The organism is Hoeflea sp., from assembly GCF_984452065.1.
Genome location: NZ_CFHWAF010000001.1, coordinates 94,224 through 113,044, shown reverse-complemented (window position 1 = coordinate 113,044; position 18,821 = coordinate 94,224). Strand labels below are relative to the sequence as shown.

At 61.3% G+C, this 18,821-nt stretch carries 15 protein-coding genes; 6 read left to right on the top strand and 9 right to left on the bottom strand.

All coding sequences use genetic code 11. The features are described 5' to 3' along the window. Positions 1–16: 16 nt before the first annotated feature. Positions 17–709 carry a cyclic nucleotide-binding domain-containing protein gene (locus AC5E6N_RS00525; protein ID WP_491745963.1) on the bottom strand — a complete coding sequence of 231 codons (693 nt, stop codon included), beginning with the start codon at positions 707–709 and terminating at the stop codon, positions 17–19. Positions 710–1,053: 344 nt separating this feature from the next. On the opposite strand from AC5E6N_RS00525, the gene AC5E6N_RS00520 reads away from it, so the two are divergent. Beyond that, entirely contained in the window at positions 1,054–1,818 is a 765-nt protein-coding gene (locus AC5E6N_RS00520; protein WP_491745962.1) for a DUF2189 domain-containing protein, read from the top strand. Here the strand turns inward: AC5E6N_RS00520 and AC5E6N_RS00515 are convergent. Further along, positions 1,815–3,155 (bottom strand): MFS transporter, encoded by a 1,341-nt coding sequence (locus AC5E6N_RS00515; protein ID WP_491745961.1) that lies wholly within the window; start codon positions 3,153–3,155, stop codon positions 1,815–1,817. The genes AC5E6N_RS00520 and AC5E6N_RS00515 overlap by 4 nt on opposite strands. A gap of 149 nt (positions 3,156–3,304) precedes the next feature. Between AC5E6N_RS00515 and AC5E6N_RS00510 the strand changes: the two genes are divergently transcribed. The 4 genes from AC5E6N_RS00510 to AC5E6N_RS00495 all read left to right on the top strand — a co-directional run bounded on the left by AC5E6N_RS00510 (position 3,305) and on the right by AC5E6N_RS00495 (position 10,450). Beyond that, complete coding sequence (locus AC5E6N_RS00510) at positions 3,305–6,940, top strand: hydantoinase B/oxoprolinase family protein (protein WP_491745960.1); 3,636 nt, start codon at positions 3,305–3,307, stop codon at positions 6,938–6,940. 95 nt (positions 6,941–7,035) lie between these two features. Then, the gene (locus tag AC5E6N_RS00505; RefSeq protein WP_491745959.1) at positions 7,036–8,289 is read left to right on the top strand and encodes a BtaA family protein; all 1,254 of its coding nucleotides are present in this window, start codon (positions 7,036–7,038) and stop codon (positions 8,287–8,289) included. Further along, the gene (locus tag AC5E6N_RS00500; RefSeq protein ID WP_491745958.1) at positions 8,286–8,933 is read left to right on the top strand and encodes a class I SAM-dependent methyltransferase; all 648 of its coding nucleotides are present in this window, start codon (positions 8,286–8,288) and stop codon (positions 8,931–8,933) included. Before AC5E6N_RS00505 ends, AC5E6N_RS00500 begins: the two co-directional genes overlap by 4 nt. Before the next feature lie 320 nt (positions 8,934–9,253). After that, entirely contained in the window at positions 9,254–10,450 is a 1,197-nt protein-coding gene (locus AC5E6N_RS00495; RefSeq protein WP_491745957.1) for a lytic murein transglycosylase, read from the top strand. 4 nt (positions 10,451–10,454) lie between these two features. Here the strand turns inward: AC5E6N_RS00495 and AC5E6N_RS00490 are convergent, their stop codons facing one another. Both AC5E6N_RS00490 and AC5E6N_RS00485 read right to left on the bottom strand, forming a co-directional pair. After that, positions 10,455–11,849, bottom strand: coding sequence for a cation:proton antiporter domain-containing protein (locus tag AC5E6N_RS00490; protein WP_491745956.1), 1,395 nt, complete (start codon positions 11,847–11,849; stop codon positions 10,455–10,457). A gap of 176 nt (positions 11,850–12,025) precedes the next feature. Next, complete coding sequence (locus tag AC5E6N_RS00485; protein ID WP_491745955.1) at positions 12,026–12,352, bottom strand: hypothetical protein; 327 nt, start codon at positions 12,350–12,352, stop codon at positions 12,026–12,028. 68 nt (positions 12,353–12,420) lie between these two features. Here AC5E6N_RS00485 and AC5E6N_RS00480 point away from each other — a divergent pair, with 68 nt between their 5' ends. After that, positions 12,421–13,353, top strand: a complete 933-nt coding sequence (locus tag AC5E6N_RS00480; RefSeq protein WP_491745954.1) for a DMT family transporter — start codon at positions 12,421–12,423, stop codon at positions 13,351–13,353. Positions 13,354–13,826: 473 nt separating this feature from the next. Here AC5E6N_RS00480 and metF read toward each other — a convergent pair whose 3' ends face one another. The 5 genes from metF to AC5E6N_RS00455 all read right to left on the bottom strand — a co-directional run. Beyond that, complete coding sequence (metF, locus tag AC5E6N_RS00475; RefSeq protein WP_491688394.1) at positions 13,827–14,750, bottom strand: methylenetetrahydrofolate reductase [NAD(P)H]; 924 nt, start codon at positions 14,748–14,750, stop codon at positions 13,827–13,829. 2 nt (positions 14,751–14,752) lie between these two features. Next, entirely contained in the window at positions 14,753–15,763 is a 1,011-nt protein-coding gene (locus AC5E6N_RS00470) for an ArsR/SmtB family transcription factor (protein WP_491745953.1), read from the bottom strand. A 169-nt stretch (positions 15,764–15,932) separates the two neighbouring features. Continuing rightward, on the bottom strand, positions 15,933–16,613 hold the full coding sequence (locus AC5E6N_RS00465) for an SDR family oxidoreductase (protein WP_491745952.1): 681 nt from the start codon (positions 16,611–16,613) through the stop codon (positions 15,933–15,935). Positions 16,614–16,640: 27 nt separating this feature from the next. Beyond that, a complete protein-coding gene (gene ettA / locus AC5E6N_RS00460) occupies positions 16,641–18,290 on the bottom strand; it encodes an energy-dependent translational throttle protein EttA (protein WP_491745951.1) in 1,650 nt (549 codons plus the stop codon). Between the two features lie 290 nt (positions 18,291–18,580). Then, positions 18,581–18,821 (bottom strand): hypothetical protein (locus AC5E6N_RS00455; RefSeq protein ID WP_491745950.1); only part of this gene is annotated, 241 nt, incomplete at its 5' end.

The following is an 18,821-nucleotide window of genomic DNA, read 5'->3' as shown; positions in this document are numbered from 1 at the left end:
GAGATCGAAGGCCGTATCACCCGGCGGTTCCGGCCAGCGTGCGCTCGTTCGCCGCGGCCAGTTTCTGCCGCAGATTGATCTTGAACCCGGCCTGCAGCGCCAGCTTGATGTCGGGCTGGCGGCTCAGATGCCGAAGCAGGCTGTCGCGTTCAAAAACCAGCGCCCGCAGATCCGTGGTCGCGGTGGTGGTGGCCGTCGCTGTCCGCCCGGACAGGATGCCCAACTCGCCGATGAAATCGCCCGGACCGCAATTGGCCACCAGCTTGCCGTTGACGACCACGTCGACATGGCCTTCGGCAACATAGGTCAGTTGCTTGACCGCCTCATCCTGAAGGGTCAGGACGGTTCCGGCGGGAATGGTCTTCCATGTACCGGTATTGATGAACTGCCGCGCCAGGAACGGCGGCACGAGAACCAGCGCATTCTGGCAGAACAGGAATTCCTCGTCCGAGAAGCGAACCTTCCGGCTGCGCCAGATCAGCAGGCAAAGCTGCGTCAGATTGGCGGTGACAAACAATGTCTCCCAGCCGGCCCCGATCGGGTCATGCAGGACAAAGCCGCTATAGATGATCCCGGCAACGCCCGATGTCAGAGCGATCACCCGCAACCATACAATGGAGTTCATCAGCATCGACAACACCAGAAGCCCATAGGACAAATGGCCGGAGATCGCCGACGGAGATATTGCAGCTTCAATAATGTTTTCCAAAACTATTCCTCATCGCTCAATCGGCGCAGCCTGGCGTCAAAGTCTGGAAAACCGGCGCTTTTGGCCGGCATTCACGGTTTCATCCCGCCTCTTTGACCCAAGGCTCAGCCGGACGCATCCGACCGACAAATTAGACGGCTTGGCCCGAAAACTGAAGCACGGCCGCCGATCGCCCGGCTTTGATAGGGCCCCGGGCGTCACGCAAACGGTCCTTTCGGGCCTTGTTTGCACCGATCCGGAGTTGAATCTGTGAGAAAACACGCAGAAAATGCTGTATAATGGAGACAATCGGGAGGATAGCAGTGGAAAAAAGCGAGCAGACCCTAACCTACGAACCGCCAAAAATGCCGGATGTAAAAAAAGTGTCCTTTGCCGATATCGGCGATGCACTGAAAGCCGGCGTCAGCGATTTCCTCAAAGCGCCGCTGTTCGGCCTGTTCTTCGGCGGAATATTTGCACTTGGCGGCTGGTTCATCCTCGCCTCTCTGATGTATCTGCAGATGCCCTGGATGATCATTCCGGTGGCGATCGGCTTTCCGCTGATCGGACCGTTCGTGGCCGTCGGCCTTTACGAGGTCAGTCGGCGGCTGGCCGCGGGCGAACCTCTGATCTGGAAGGACATCCTGCTGGTCATGTTCCACCAGCGCGAACGGCAGTTGAGCTGGATGGCCTTTGTCGTGCTGTTTATCTTCTGGTTGTGGATCTACCAGGTCCGCCTGCTGCTGGCTCTTTTCCTCGGCTTCAAGAGCTTTTCGTCCATTCCGCGCTTCCTGGAAATCATCACCACGACGCATGAGGGAATGCTCTTTGTCGGCGTCGGCACGATTTCAGGCGCCATCCTGTCCTTCCTGCTGTTTTCCGCGACGGTCATCTCCATACCGCTGCTGCTCGATCGCGAACTCGATTTCGTCTCGGCGATGATCACCAGCTTCAAGACCGTCTTCAAAAGTCCCGGTCCGATGATCGCGTGGGGCATCGTGGTCGTGGCGCTGGCGATCATCGCAATGCTGCCGGCCTTTATCGGATTGATCGTCATCCTGCCGATCCTTGGCCATGCGACCTGGCACCTCTACGAGGCGGCCATCGGCGCACAGAAGCGGCAGAGCTAGCCGTGGGTCGGCCACACCCGGTGCTCGTCGTCTATGACGAAGGCATGAACATGGCTGTGAGCGCCGGTCCGGCGGCCCGTATCGCTCAGATGCGGATGATCCTCGGGCAGTTCGTCATGGCTGTGTTCAAGCATGTCCGAATCCTCGCGCGGCCAGAACATCAGGCCCGCAAGGACCGCGCCGCCCGCAACGGCGCCAAGCGCAATCATCGTCCAGCCCATCCCGACGGAAGCAAACAGAAAACCTGACAGCGGATAGGTGATGAGCCAGCAGGCGTGCGAGAGCGCAAATTGCGCGGCAAAAAGCGCCGGGCGGTCCTCCGAATGGGCGGAACGGCGCAACAGCCGTCCGGAAGGCGTGAGGATGGCCGAATAGAAAAGCCCGGTCAGAAACCAGACCGCCAGCAGCACCGCCCAGGCAATCACGACGCCCACAGACGCGATGATACCGACGCCGGTAAGCAGCAAAGCCGCAAGCACAGCGCCCGTCGCCATCACGGTCCGGTCGGCAAGATGATCGAGCAATCTTGGCAAGGCCAGCGCCGAAATCATCGAACCGCAACCGAACATCGCCAAAGCCAACGCGACATCCGCTTCCGATCCGCCATAAAGAAAACGCACAACCACAACCGTATTGACGATCACCATTGCTCCCGTCGAGGCGGCGGCAAGATTGAGCAGAAGAAGCCCGCGCAGCCGCGGCGTCGCGAGATAGATGCGGCTTCCCCTGGTCAGCCGGTCGAAAAACCCGCGATGTTTCAAATCCGAGATCGCGGGAACGGCCGCAACCAGAACCAGATAGGACGACACGACAAACCCGATCGCCGTGCCCGCGAATAGCCAGTGAAAGCCGACAACCGTCAGCAGGAGGCCCGCAACGACCGGACTGACGATATTCTCCAGATCGTAGGCGAGACGCGACAAAGACAGCGCCTTCGTATAGTCGGCCTCCTTGGTCAGGATATCCGGAATGGTCGCCTGGAAGGCCGGCGTGAACGTCGCCGATGCGGCCTGAAGCACGAAAACCAGAACATAAATCTGCCAGGCTGCGTCGATGAAGGGCAAGAACAGGGCGGCGACCGCGCGGATAAGGTCGGAAAAGATCAACACCTTCTTGCGGTTCAGTTCGGAAATCAGCGCGCTGGCAATCGGAGAAAAGCCGACATAAGCAACCATCTTGATGGTCAGCGCCACGCCGAGCACAACACTCGCCTCGGCCCCGGCGATCTCATAGGCGGCAAGCCCAAGGGCCACCGTGAGCAAACCGGTTCCAAGCAGTGCGATGACCTGCGCACCGAACAGGCGTGCATAGGCACGATGTGAAAGCACCTCAAGCATGGTTCATCTATGTCAGGCAGATGCTTCGGCGGCAAGCGGCCTGACCTGGGAGCCAACCGGTCGGCCGCACCCGGGATAGTTCGATATTGCCTATGGACAGCCGCGCCTGCCCCGTGCATCTGTTCGGAAAAAATGAAAGGACCAGCACAATGACAACCAAGTGGGATTTCTGGATTGATCGCGGCGGCACGTTCACCGATGTGATCGGCCGGGCTCCGGATGGTGAGCTCATCCAGAAAAAGCTTCTGTCGGAAAATCCGGAAGCCTACAGCGATGCGGCCGTTCAGGGGATCAAAGACCTGCTTGGCGTCGAACCGGGCAAGCCGGTGACGGGCGAGCGTATCGGCGAGGTAAAGATGGGCACAACGGTCGCCACCAACGCCCTGCTCGAGCGCGAGGGCGACCGGACGCTCCTTGTTGTCACGCGCGGCTTTCGCGACGCGCTGCGGATCGCCTACCAGGCCCGTCCCGACATATTCGCCAAGGAGATCATCCTGCCCGAACAGCTCTATGAGCAGGTCATTGAAGTTGACGAACGGGTCAGGGCCGACGGCACCGTCGAAGCCGAACCCGACGCCGACGACGTCCGGCGGCAATTGCAAGCGGCCCGCGATGACGGCATCGACGCCGTGGCCATCGTCTTCATGCATTCCTGGAACTACCCCGAACACGAGGCGGCAGTCGCCGAAATTGCGCAGCAGGTGGGCTTCGGGCAGATCTCGGTCAGCCACCGCGTTTCGCCGCTTGCAAAGCTTGTCGGGCGGGGGGATACGACGGTTGTGGACGCTTATCTGTCGCCGATCCTGCGCCGCTATGTCGAACAGGTCGCCCTGGACCTCGGCGCCGGCAGCCAGACGGGTTCAAATAACGGCCCCGCGTTGAAATTCATGATGTCGTCCGGCGGCCTGACGGCGGCCGATCTGTTCCAGGGCAAGGATGCCATCCTGTCCGGGCCGGCCGGCGGCGTCGTCGGCATGGTCGAGACGGCAGGGCTTGCGGGCTTCGACAAGGTCATCGGTTTCGACATGGGCGGCACATCGACCGATGTCGCCCATTTCGACGGCGACTACGAGCGCGCTTTCGACACCGAGGTGGCGGGCGTGCGCATCCGCGCGCCCATGATGCGCATTCACACGGTTGCTGCCGGCGGCGGCTCGATCCTCGACTACCGGTCGGGCCGGTTCAGCGCGGGCCCCGAATCCGCCGGCGCGGACCCCGGCCCCGCCTGTTATCGCCGCGGCGGGCCGCTCGCCGTGACCGATGCCAATGTGATGCTGGGCAAATTGCAGCCCGATTTCTTTCCGGCCATTTTCGGACCCGATCAGGATCAGCCGCTCGACACCGCCACGGTAAGTAAGAAATTTGCCGCCCTTGCCGATGAAATCGGCGACGGCCGCTCTCCCGAGGAGGTCGCGGAAGGCTTCATAACGGTCGCCGTCGAGAACATGGCCAACGCCATCAAGAAGATCTCCGTTCAGCGCGGCTATGACGTCACACGATATCTGCTCAATTGCTTCGGCGGCGCCGGCGGCCAGCACGCCTGTCTTGTCGCCGATGCGCTGGGCATGGAAGCCATTTTGATCCATCCCTTTTCCGGCCTGCTTTCAGCCTACGGCATCGGCCTTGCAAGCCTCTTCGCCTCGCGCCAGCAGGCGCTCGTCAAACCGTTCGCCGATGAAACGCTAAACGAAATCGACAGGATCATCGAACATCTGGCGAGCGAGGCATCGGCGGAACTCGTGGCGCAGGGCGTCCCCGAGACATCCGTTGACTGGCGCCCTCTCCTGCATCTGCGCTACGACGGCACGGATACGCCGCTGAGCGTCGTTTTCAAGGACCGGTCGACGGACAAGGCACGCCAGGCTTTCGAGGCCGCGCACAGGGCGCAGTTCGGCTTCATCTACGACAACAAGCCGATTATCGTCGAAGCGGTCGCCGTCGAAGCCAGCGACACCCGGACCGGGACGACCACGGAACGGGACCACCCGCTGACCGGGGGCACGCCGCAGGCAGCCGAGACACGCGATCTGTTCTCCGGCGGGCGCTGGCACGAGGCGTCCATCTACAAGCGCGACGACCTTGCGCCCGGCAACACGGTCAGGAGCCCGGCATTGATCATCGAGGCCAACCAGACGATTGTCATCGAACCGGGCTGGCAGGCCGAGATCAATGCCAAGGATCACATCGTCCTGCGCCGCCATGAAAAAATGGCGCGGCAAGGTGCCATCGGCACGCAGAATGCCGATCCGGTGATGCTGGAAGTCTTCAACAATCTCTTCATGTCGATCGCCGAACAAATGGGCATCACGCTGCAGAACACGGCCTATTCGGTGAATATCAAGGAGCGGCTTGATTTCTCCTGCGCCGTGTTCGACCGCAACGGCGCCCTTGTCGCCAACGCACCGCATATGCCGGTGCATCTCGGATCGATGGACCGGTCCGTCGAGACGATCATAAAACTCAATGCAGGCAAGATTCGTCCGGGCGACGTCTTCGCCCTCAACGCGCCCTATAATGGCGGCACGCACCTGCCCGACATCACCGTCGTCACGCCGGTCTTCGACGATGACGGGGAAACGATCCTGTTTTACGTCGCCTCGCGCGGCCATCACGCCGATGTCGGCGGCACCGCCCCCGGCTCCATGACACCGCTCGCGACCACCGTCGATGAAGAAGGCGTGCTGATCGACAATTTCCTGATCGTCGATCAGGGCCGCTTCTGTGAGAAGGAACTGATCGCGGTGCTGACCGATCATCCCTATCCGGTGCGAAACGTGCATCAGAACGTTGCCGACCTGAAAGCGCAGATTGCCGCCAACGAAAAAGGCGTCGCCGAACTGCGCAAGATGGTCGGGAATTTCGGCCTCGACGTCGTCGAAGCCTATATGGGCCATGTCCAGGACAATGCCGCCGAGAGCGTCAGGCGCGTCATCGATGCGCTCTCCGACAGTGCCTATGAATACCGTACCGATAGCGGACAGACGATCAAGGTCGCGATCACTGTCGATCGCGAAGAACGCACGGCGACTGTGGATTTCACCGGCACATCGCCGGTGATGGAAAACAACTTCAACGCGCCGGAGCCCGTGACCCGCGCCGCCGTCCTTTACTGCTTCCGCGTGATGGTCGAAGGTGCGATCCCGATGAACGCGGGCTGCCTGCGTCCGATCAACGTCGTGGTGCCGGACGGCTGCATGCTCAGACCGTCCTATCCGGCGGCCGTGGTCGCCGGAAATGTGGAAACGTCACAGCATGTCACCAACGCAATCTTCGGTGCGCTCGGCGCCCTCGCCAACAGCCAGGGCACGATGAACAACCTCACCTTCGGCAACGACGCCTATCAATATTACGAGACCATCTGTTCCGGCTCGCCCGCCGGCCGGATGAATGACGGCCGGGGCTTTGACGGCACATCAGGCGTTCATGTCCATATGACCAATTCCCGCCTGACCGATCCGGAAATCCTGGAAATGCGGTTTCCGGTCCTGCTTGAGGATTTCCACATCAGGGCGGGATCCGGCGGCAAGGGGCGCTTCAACGCCGGCGACGGCACGCAGCGCACGATACGCTTTCTGGAGCGCATGGAATGCGCCATCCTGTCATCCCACCGCAACCGGCCGCCGGAAGGCGCCGAAGGCGGTGGCAATGGCGACGTCGGCAGAACGGTCATTCGCCGCCTCGATGGCAGCGAGGACGAACTCAAGGCCTGCGACCAGACCGTGGTGGATGCGGGAGAAGCCGTGATCCTGACAACACCCACCGCTGGCGGCTATGGGAAAGCCTGACGCGCAGACCCGTTCATCAAACCGTCATCGCCGCGTCATGCAAATGTCATCGCGCGGCGGTACCCGCGGTCAAAACCATGACGGACGGGTGATTCATGTCGGATGCCATCAACAATGCCGGTCTCGCGGCCAGCACGGCCAGGAACCTTGCCAACGCGGTCTACCAGAACAGGCTCCTGTCCCGCCGCGGACTGTCGGAGCGCCTGTTTGCGGTCTTCTTCACCGGCCTTGTCTATCCGCAGATCTGGGAAGATCCGGATGTCGACATGGACGCGATGGCCCTGGACGGGAACCATCGGGTCGTCACGATCGCCTCGGGCGGCTGCAACATCCTTGCCTATCTGACGCGCTCTCCCGCCCGGATCGACGCCGTTGACCTCAACGCCTCCCATGTCGCGCTCAACCGCCTGAAACTGACAGCTCTCGAGCATCTGCCCAGCCATGGCGATGTGGTCCGCTTCTTTGGCAAGCCGGAGCAAAAACACAACAGCGCGGCCTATGACCGCTTTATCGCGCCGCATCTGGATGAGAAATCCCGGGCCTACTGGGAACAGCGCACCTGGCGCGGATCGCGCCGCATCGCCGTGTTCAACGGCAATTTCTACCGCACGGGGCTGCTTGGCTGGTGCATTACCGCCGGCCACCTTGTGGCGCGCCTGCACGGAGTCGATCCTGCCGAGATCATGCACAGCCGGTGCATGCGCGAACAGCGCCGCTTCTTCAATGAGCGCCTGGCGCCGCTGTTTGAACGCCGCCTCATCCGCTGGGCCTCGAGCCGGAAGGCCTCGCTCTTCGGCCTCGGCATTCCGCCGGCACAATATGACGAATTGCTTGCGTCCGGCAGCGACGGTACGATGGCGTCCGTTTTGAAGGAACGGCTTGAAAAACTCGCCTGCCATTTTCCGCTGCGCGACAACTACTTCGCGCAGCAGGCCTTCTCGCGTTGCTATGGCAGCGCGGACGACGCGACGGTGCCGGCCTATCTGCAGGCGGAACATTACGAGCAAATCCGTGAGGGCGTGAGGAATGTCGACATACATCACTGCAGCTACACCGATTTCCTCCGGCGCAAGCCGGCCGGATCGGTCGACCGGTTCATCCTGCTCGACGCGCAGGACTGGATGCGGCCCGATCAACTGACGGAACTTTGGAGCGAAATGACGCGCACAGCAGCACCCGGGGCCCGTATCGTCTTCCGCACCGCCGGAAAGACATCCATTGTCGACGGCAAGATCCCCGAAGCACTGCTTGAGCGTTGGGAATACAAGGTCGGGGAATCGGCCGCCCATTGCCGCCGGGACCGCTCCGCGATCTATGGCGGCTTCCATCTTTACATCAAGCGCGCATGACGGCGGTTTCTTCCCACGCCGCGCGGATGGACGGCGTCTATCGCCATCAAAAACACATTTACGACCTGACGCGGAAATATTTCCTGCTCGGACGGGACGGCATGATACGCGGCATGGAGGCGCCGCCGCACGCGCGGGTTCTGGAACTCGGTTGCGGAACCGGGCGCAACATCGCCCTTGCGGCCAGGCACTTTCCGCAGGCACACTTCTTCGGTCTCGACATCTCCGCCGAAATGCTTGAGATCGCGCGCAAATCGATCCGGAAAACGGACATCGACGCCCGGCTGGCGCTCGCCGACGCAACGGATTTCGACGCGGGAGAACTGTTCGGACAAGACCGCTTCGACCGCATCTTTATCTCCTACGCGCTGTCCATGATCCCCGATTGGGAAGCAACAATCGATCAGGCGCTTGCCCATCTCGCCGCCGGCGGCTCGCTGCATGTCGTGGATTTCGGCGACCAGAACGCAATGCCGGCCTGGTTCAAGGCGGGGCTCGGCGCCTGGCTCGGGAAATTTCATGTCACCCCGTGCGAAAACATGATCGATGTCATGTCCCGCAAGGCAAAAGCCCACGGCGCGCAGGCAAGGGGAAAAGCCCTCTATGGCGGCTATGTGCAGCACGCCGTCGTTCAAATGACGTGACCCGGACAGGATTGTCCATTACAGCGCCTTTCAATGATCGACATGTGATTCGGACTGGTTCGAGCGGCGACCATCGCGACGAACGTTTCGACGCCTACTGGCGTGGCGCAAAGCGCGTCGGCGTTCCCCGCGGCGCATGCCATTTTTCTGTTTCCGTCGTCCGGCCATCGAACAGGCGCAATGGTTCATCGCCAACACACCGCGTGATCCTTACGCACCTCCCCCGGTGCTCGACCATGATGCAGCATCTTGTTCCGGCCACAAATTGCCGAAATTCTGAACCGCAGGAAACGAAGAACAGTTTTACCGGGGACACATCCATGAAAAAACCGATCAACCGCCTTGCCGCGACGCTTGTCGGCCTCACCGCCCTCGCCGTCTCGACGCCGTCTCTTGCCGCCGTATGCGGAGGCAGCCTCAGCCAGTTCCTCGCAGGTGTGAAACAGGAGGCGGTCTCAAAGGGCCTGTCCGCGCAGGCCGCGGATCGGGCGCTCGCCAACGCAGCGATAGACAACAAGGTGCTGCGGCGGGACCGCGCCCAGGGCGTGTTCAAGATGACCTTCGTCGAGTTCACCCAGCGGCTGATCAGCGCCAATCGCATGCAGAACGGCAAAAAGAACCTTGGAAAATATGCCGATGTGTTTGCGCGTGCTGAATCCGAATATGGCGTGCCGGGACCGGTCATCGCCGCGTTTTGGGGACTTGAGACCGATTTCGGCGCTGTGCAGGGCGATTTCAACACCGTCAACGCGCTTGTCACCCTTTCCCATGATTGCAGGCGTCCTGAACTCTTCCGCCCGCAGTTGATCGGGGCCATCGAACTGGTTCAGCTCGGCGATCTCGATCCTGCGCGCACGACCGGCGCCTGGGCCGGCGAAATCGGCCAGGTTCAGATGCTGCCGCTGGATATCATCCGTTTCGGCGTCGATGCCGATGGAGACGGCCATGTGCGCCTGAAGAAGAGTGCGCCGGACGCGATCCTCACGGCCGCCAAATTCATCCGCCATCTCGGCTGGCAGGCGAACCAGCCCTGGCTGCAGGAGGTGACGGTGCCGTCAGGCATGGCCTGGCAGGACACCGGGCTTGGAAAGGCGCTGCCGGTCAAGGAATGGGAAGCGATGGGTGTCAGCGCGCGTCAGGGCACCCTGCCTTCCGGCGAACTGGCCTCGGCCCTGTTGCTGCCGCAGGGCCGCAAGGGCCCCGCCTTCCTGGCCTATCCGAATTTCTCCGTTTACCTGGAATGGAACAAATCGTTCATCTACACGACCACCGCCGCCTATTACGCCACGCGCCTTGCCGGGGCCGGGCGTTATGATCCCGGCAATCCCGATCCCGGCCTGTCCGATGCGCAGATGAGGCAATTGCAGACGATTCTCGACGGCAAGGGCCATGATGTCGGCAAGATCGACGGCATCCTCGGCGCCGGAACCCGTGCCGCCGTGCAGTCCGAGCAGATGCGTCTCGGCATGCCGGCGGACGCCTGGCCGACACCGCAGCTCCTGCAACGCTTGCGATAGCCGCCTACTGCGCCTTCGCCTTTTGCCGGGGTTCGGCCTTGGCACCGCCGTCAGCGGTATCGTCCTGCTTGCCGTCGCTGAGCGCCGCATCGTCGGTCGCTTTTTCCGCGCGCCTGTGGTAGAGCGCAAGGCGCGCGGCGCGATAACGCAGGCGTACATGAAAGATTGCGCGATCGACGGCCTGGCGACCGCGCTGCACCTCACCGATCTCGTCGGCATAGGCCTCCATCAGCGCCTGCCGGTAGGATGTCAGCCCGGCGCTCGCCACCCGCTCGACCCGCCGCATGAGATTGGCCCAGACCGGCGAGATCAGCAGCGATATGGCGGTCACCGCAATCGCCAGCCGGTAGGCGTCGCCGCCAAGCGCCGAGGCGGCGAGCCCGGCAGCGGCGAGCACGAAGGAGAATTCGCCGATCTGCGCCATGGAGAGGCCGGCGACAAGCGCCGTCTGCTCGTCCGATCCGGTCAGCCGCAGCAGTGCGATATTGAGGACGGACTTCGCCGCGATCACCGCCAGCGATGCGGCGATCACCAGAACCAGATTGTTCCAGATGAAGCTCAGATCCATCAAAAGGCCGATGGACAGGAAAAACACGATCAACAGGACGCTCTGGATCGGCTCGATCACCGGGATGACCCGACTGCGCAGCGTCGAATTGCCGATAAGAATTCCGGCGATGAATGCCCCGTAGACCGGAGAAAGACCGGCTATGCCCGATACGGTTGCCGCTGAAAAGCAGATCGCCAGGGAACCGAGCGCAAGAATTTCGACCTTGTTCTCGATCTTCTCGGTGAACGGCACCCGCAGCTTCCCCCGTTGACCGAGCCACCACAGGAGCCCGCCGAGAAACGCAACGGCGACGATCACCTTCAGGGTAACCGACGCATAATTGATATCGCCGGAGCCGAAACTGCTGACAAAGATAAGCATCGGCACAACGGCAATGTCCTGCGCGATGAGCACACCGACGGCAATACGCCCTTCCCTGCCGCGCAGCATGCCCATGTCGTCGAGCATTTTCATCGCGACGACCGTGCTCGACATGGCGATGATGAAGCCGAGTATGAGGGATTCAGCAAAATCCAGACCCAGTCCGAAGCCGATCAGGATGGCGACGATGAGCGCGGCGATGATCTGTCCGCCGGCCACCAGAACGGACTGCCGGAGCGACACCACGAAGGCCTTGAGCGACAGTTCCATCCCTATGAAGAACAGCAGGATGAGCACGCCCATCTCGGCGAGCAGATTGACACTTTCCGAGTTTGGAATGACACCGAAGCCGGTGGGGCCGAGCGCCACGCCGGCAAGGATAAATCCGACCAGCGGCGGTTGCCTCAGCCAAAGCAGCCCAAGGCCCATCAACGCCGCGACGGCGGCCACGAACGCGATATCGCCCAATGCCGCTCCGTGAGCGGCCGTATCGGCGACAGCGCTATGGATCGTGCCTTCCAGAAGCGTTCTCCCGAGATTGCGGATGGCGGGCGCCCTGCCCGGTCACATATCCGCCTTCACGAATCCTCGCACCGATCTTTGCACGGCACCGGGACACCGGCAAGGCGGACCGGCACGCGGCCTCAAACCCGGTCGAATTCGTCCTTGTCGGTCGGAAGAAGAAGAACAGCGGTCGTCAGATAAGCAAACCCGAAGGTAATGCCGAACGAAAAGAACATGATGAAAAGAGCAACCACCACATGGCTCGACTGCATGATCAGGCTGCCAAATCCGTTGAAATCGAAATAGACGACGGCGCTGGCGACCAGCCAGCCGATGAACATGCCCATCAGGCTGTTTTTCAAGACGAATCTGACAAGTTTCGGCGGATTGGGCAGTTCCATCGCTTCGCCCTCGGTGAGGATTTCAAGATCAACCTGATTGAAAGTATACAGGATTGAAACGGGCAAGGCACTGCTACAGTTTGTCCGCAAGTTTCGGATGGCGGGGCCGACTTTCCAATCCTATGACCGATCGAATGAACAGCACGGCTTCCGGGATGCAGACCAGCAACCACACCATTTCAGCGCTCACATGGCTCCTGCTCTTCACGCTTGGAGCGATCTGGGGCGCATCGTTTTTCTTTACCCGTGTCGCGGTGGAATACATCCCGCCTTTGACGCTCGTGTTCCTGCGGGTTTTCCTGGCAGCGCTTGCGCTGCACATCTACCTTCTGTCGCGCAACGGCGCCCTGCGCATGATTGTGTCGCGGTGGCAGGATTTCCTGCTGCTGGGACTGATGAACAATGTCGTCCCCTTCAGCCTCCTGTTTTTCGGCCAGACCGAGATCGGAGCCGGGCTTGCCTCGATCCTCAACGCAACCACCCCGCTGTGGACGGTGCTGATTGCCAATCTCATGACCAGCGACGAAAAGATGACCACCCAAAAGGTGACGGGCTGTCTTCTTGGCCTGGCCGGCACCGCCGTTCTGATCGGGCCTTCGGCATGGACCGGGCTGGGCGCGCCCGTCTGGGCGCAGCTCTTCGTCGTCGGCGCCGCCGTGTCCTACGGGTTCGGCGCAACCCTCGGAAAGCGCTTCTCGGATCTGCGCCCCACCGTCACGGCGACGGGACAGTTGACGGCGTCATCATTCATCATGTTTCCGGTGATATTCGTCTTCGACCGCCCGTGGACAATCGATCTGCCGCCGGTTCCCATCATTCTGGCCGTTGCCGCCCTGGCGGTCGTGTCGACGTCATTGGCCTATATTCTCTATTTTCGCATCATATCCACAGCCGGCGCGACCAACGCGTCCGTCGTCACCCTCATCGTGCCGCCGAGCGCGATTGTGCTTGGCGCCGTTTTCCTCAATGAAACCTTGAGCTTGGAGGCCATGGCCGGTCTTTTGCTGATCGGGCTCGGGCTGCTGACCATCGACGGGCGCGTTTTTACTTTCCTGAAAATACAATAAAAACAATTTGTTAATGGAGAGTGTAAATGTGCCGGATACGGAAGCAGGAACAAATATCGCGTCCCTGGTTCCCGGCGGTTGCCATAAAGTGGCCACGAAAATATCTTCGCACCTGCAAAAAACAGGGTGAATCTGGCTCATGATTCACACTTTTTTGGCACCACGCTTAGTCAATGAATTTCATGCGCTTAGAATCGGTTTTATTGGAAAACCATTTGCCGCTTTCGGCAGCGCAGCAACAAATTTGCTTTTCAAATCCCTCGACTCCGTCTTAGCCTAATGGGGTTAACCGCAGGGAGGTCAGCTATGGGATTGGTGCGTTCGCTCAATGTCCTGGTGATCGGTGCAGCGTTTCTGTTTATAGCGTTGATGTTGTTCCTCTAGGCACCGACGCATGGCAGCCGGCAGGGCCGGCCAGCCGGAAACACGAGACGGGGGTGGCAAGCGCCACCCCCGTTTCTTGTGCGCGTGATTCAGGCGGCAGTGGCCGTTGTCACCGTGCCGTTGCCCTTGGGCGCGCGCAGACCCAGCAGGTGGCAGATCGCATAAACGAGCTGCGCCCGGTTCATCGTGTAGAAGTGAAAATCCTGCACGCCGCGCTCGACAAGGTCCATGACCTGATCGGCGGCAACAGCCGCCGCGACCAGCGCCCGCGTCTGCGGGTCGTTCTCCAGACCCTCGAAACGGGTGACAAGCCAGTCGGGTATGGACGCGCCGCAAAGGCCCGCGAACTTCGCCACCTGGGCGAAATTGTGAACCGGAAGGATGCCCGGAACGATGGGAACGTAAATACCGGCCCTGCGGACGCGCTCCACATACCGCTCATAGCTGTCATTGTCGAAAAAGAACTGGGTGATGGCCCGTGTCGCTCCGTTGTCGACCTTTCGCTTGAGCATGTCGATATCGGTCATGAAATCCGGGCTTTCGGGATGTTTTTCCGGATAGGCCGACACCGTGATCTCGAAATCGGCGAAGGCTTTGAGCCCGGCCACCAGCTCAGCCGCGTTGCGGTATCCGTCCCGGTGCGGCCGGTAGGCGGACCCGACGCCGTCCGGCGAATCGCCGCGAAGCGCAACGAAGTGCCTCACGCCCGCGTCCCAGAATTCCCGCGCAACGGCGTCAACGTCCTCTTTGCTGGCATTCACGCAGGTCAGATGCGCCGCCGGCGTCAGGTCGGTCTCGCTCAAGAGCCGCTTCACGGTTGCCAGGGTCGGCTGACGGGTCGTGCCGCCCGCGCCATAGGTCACCGACACAAAGTCCGGATCGAAGGGCGCAAGCCGCATGACGCTTTCCCAGAGCTGGCTTTCCATGTCGCCGCTTCGTGGCGGAAAGAACTCGAAGGAGACGTTCATATCGTCGCCCAGAAGCGTTGGACCGGAACGGCGCAGTACGGACATGGTCAGGCAACTCCTTCTTGAGGTGTTTGTTCATTTGCGATTGCGAGCCGCGGGTCCCTGGCCAGCCAGATGGAGACCGTCAGCCCTTTTTCCACCTTGTCTTCCGGCGTCAGAGCGACAACCTGCTCGACGGTCAGCCCCGCATCCCGCAGCCAGGCGGAAACCGCATCGGCCGGGAAGCCGAGCCGCATATGCGCGTGCTCGTCGCGCAGATAGTCAAAATCATGCGGCGCGAAATCGACGATGATCATCCGCCCGCCGGGGCTGAGCATGCGCGCCGCCTCGGAAATCGCTTCCTCCGGATGCTGCAGGAAGTGCAACACCTGATGGATCGAGATCAGATCGAACGATCCACGCTGCAGCGGAAGGTTGAGAATATCCGCCTGGCGCACCGAGGCGTGGCCGATGCCGGCCTCGTCGATATTGGTGCGGGCAATGGCCAGCATGTCACGGCTGGCGTCGACCCCCACGCCACGCCGGTAAAGCGGTGAAAAGAGCTGCAGGATGCGCCCGGTTCCCGTGCCGAGATCGAGCATTGAATCGAACGGCTGATCGCCGACCATCTCGACGAGGGCCTTCTCGACCTGCTCGTCGGAAATGTGCAGCGAGCGCAACCGGTCCCAGCCGGCGGCATTGCGGCTGAAATAGGCCTGCGCACGCTCCGCGCGCGCCTGCTTGACCGCCAACAGCCTTTCCGAGTCACGCGCCAGCAGCGGATCGGCCTGCGACACCGCATCGACAATATGGCGCGTCAAGGCATGCGAACGCCCGTCGCCGGTCAGACGAAAATAGGCCCAGGCGCCCTCCTGGAACCGCTCCACGAGCCCGGCTTCCGTCAGGAGCTTCAGGTGACGCGAGATACGCGGCTGCGACTGACCGAGAATCTCGGTCAGGTCCGTCACCGTCAACTCCCCGCCGAACAAAAGCGCCAGCACCCGCAGACGGGTCGGCTCGCCGGCAGCTTTGAGCACGTCGACGGCTTTGTCCAGACTGAGCCTGTTGTTATCCAGCATGGCTTCCTCAGCTTCGCGCTTTAGGCGGGATGAAGCCCTCGCCGGTCACGAAATCACATAAACATATCTTTATATGATTTCGACGCGCGACGCAACAGCAACTTAAAATGTCGCATGTGAACGATGGTGGAAACGTCCGCCCGCGACCGGCAGTGTCAGGCTCGCCGTCTTACCAGGAAAGCTGTTCGCCGTCCCAGTTCCAGAAATGCCCGGTGTTCGACAGATCGAGCCGTTCACAAAGGTCGAGCACACCGGCGGCGCTCTCCTCGACACTGATATCCGCCAGTTTGCCGCCCATATCGGTGCGCACCCAGCCCGGATGCGCCGTCGCGACCGCGATATGCTCGGCGCGCAGTTCACCGGCCAGTCCCTGCATCACCTTGTTGACCGCCGCCTTCGACGACCGGTAGGCGATCCGGTCCGACTTCGTATGCGACATCGAGCCCATATAGCTCGACAGGGTCACGATCCGGCCCTGTCCGCTTTTACGGATATGCGGCAGGAAAGCGTGGATCACGCGCAGCGGGCCGACGGTGTTGACGGACAACGTGTCGGCGAAGCCGTCAAAATCCATGTCGAGCACGGACTGCCGCTCAGGCCCGATCACGCCGGAACAGTTGATCAGGATATCGATCGCGCCGTCGACAAGCCGGCCCGCCTCCTCGACCGCCGCGCCATCGCGCACATCGAAGACAAACGGCCGGAACCGTTCGGTTTCCAGATCGCTCAACCGGTCGGCATGGGAGGCATCCCGCACCGAACCGATGACGTTCCAGCCCCTCTTCAGCGACTGGCGCGCCAGTTCATGGCCGATGCCCCGGCCGACGCCCGTTATCAGGATTGTCGTCATCTTTCCTGTCCTCCGCCTTTGCCACCGTCAGCGTGTCAGGCGCTTGTAGGTGACCCGTTTCGGATTGACGCTCTCGGGACCGAGGCGCCGGATCTTGTCCTGCTCATAGTCTTCGAAATTGCCCTCGAACCATTCTACATGACTGTCGCCCTCGAAGGCCAGAATATGCGTGGCCAGCCGGTCGAGGAACATGCGGTCGTGGCTGATGATGACGGCGCAGCCTGCGAAATTCTCCAATGCGTCCTCAAGCGCGGCAAGCGTCTCGGTATCGAGATCGTTGGTCGGTTCGTCGAGCAGGATCACGTTGCCGCCGGATTTCAGCATCTTGGCCAGATGCACGCGGTTGCGCTGGCCGCCCGAGAGCGTGCCGACCTTCTGCTGCTGATCGCCGCCGCGGAAATTGAAGTTCGAGCAATAGGCCCGGGAGTTCACCTCATGCGGTCCGAGCTTGATGATGTCGTTGCCGCCTGAAATCTCCTCCCAGACGGTCTTGTTCGGATCGAGCGCGTCGCGGCTTTGATCGACATAGCTCAAATCGACCGTGTCGCCGACATTGATCGAGCCTTTGTCCGGGGTTTCCTGGCCCGTGACCATGCGGAACAATGTCGTCTTGCCGGCGCCGTTCGGGCCGATCACGCCGACAATCCCGCCGGGCGGCAGCTTGAACTCCAGATCGTCGATCAGCAGTTTGTCGCCATAGCCCTTGGAAAGGTGCTCGGTTTCGATGACCACCTGCCCGAGACGCTCACCGACGGGAATGACGATCTGGGCGTCACCGGGCCGGCGGTCGCCGGCGGATCTGACCAGTTCGTCATAGGCCTTGATACGGGCTTTCGATTTGGCCTGGCGCGCTTTCGGGCTGGATGCGATCCAGGCCTGCTCGCGTGACATGGCCTTTTGCCGGTTGGCCTCTTCGCGGCCTTCCTGGGACATGCGCTTGGCTTTCTTTTCCAGATAAGCCGAGTAGTTGCCCTCATAGGGGATGCCCCTGCCCCGGTCGAGCTCGAGGATCCAGCCGGTCACGTTGTCGAGGAAATAGCGGTCGTGGGTGATCATCAAAACCGCGCCCGGATATTCCCGCAGATGCTTTTCGAGCCAGGCGATCGTCTCGGCGTCGAGATGGTTGGTGGGCTCGTCGAGCAACAACAGGTCCGGCTGCGAAAGCAACAGCCGGCACAAGGCCACACGGCGCTTCTCACCGCCCGACAGATTGGCGACCGGGCTGTCGCCCGGCGGGCAACGCAGCGCATCCATCGCCATCTCGACCTGGCTGTCGAGGTCCCACAGGTTCTGGGCGTCGATCATGTCCTGCAGCCTGGCGCCCTCTTCCGCGGTCTCGTCGGAATAGTTCATCATCAATTCGTTGTAGCGGTCGACGATCGCCTTTTTTTCCGCCACACCCTCCATGACGTTTTCAGCCACGGTTTTCGTTTCGTCGAGTTCAGGCTCCTGGGGCAGATAGCCGACCGTCGCGCCCTCGGCCACCCACGCCTCGCCGGTGAATTCCGTATCGAGACCCGCCATGATGCGAAGAACCGTGGACTTGCCCGCCCCGTTCGGTCCGAGAATTCCGATCTTGGCGTCCGGGTAAAAGGACAGGTGAATATTCTCCAGGACTTTCTTGGAGCCGTAGGCCTTGTTCAGGCCGGCCATGTGATAAATGAACTGGCGTGCCATCGCGCGCAAACTTCCTCATGAATGCAGATGAAATCGGGATTGCCCCGCTTTTATGCAATGCATCCCTCAAGGGCAACGCAAATGTGCGGGCGGGTCCAACAAACGGGCCAGCCGGCCGGCCCGGCAACCGGCTTGAACACATCCGCGAAACCGGCGCGAACACTCACGCAAGATACCGGATCGTAAGACTTGGTGAGAATTCATCCCCAGTCCGCCCGCCCCTCACGCCGGCCTCGCAAAAGCGTGATTTCGCGCAATCTCATCGTGAAACCAGTTTACAGTTCCTTCGGCTAGTTTGCACTGGGCCGAAACGGTTTCGGCGTAACTCCAGAGGAGAATTCCATGAACAACAAATCCAAAAAAGCGCTCGCAATGATGGTCGTCAGCGGCGGCCTCGCTGCTGCGGTCGCTGCGACGACGCCGGCCGTTGCAGGCTGCGGTGCATGCGGATCGACGAAGGTCAGCGCCTGTGCTGCATGCGGTGCCTGTGGCGCTTGCGGTGCAAAGAAAAAGAAAGCCGCCTGCGGCGCG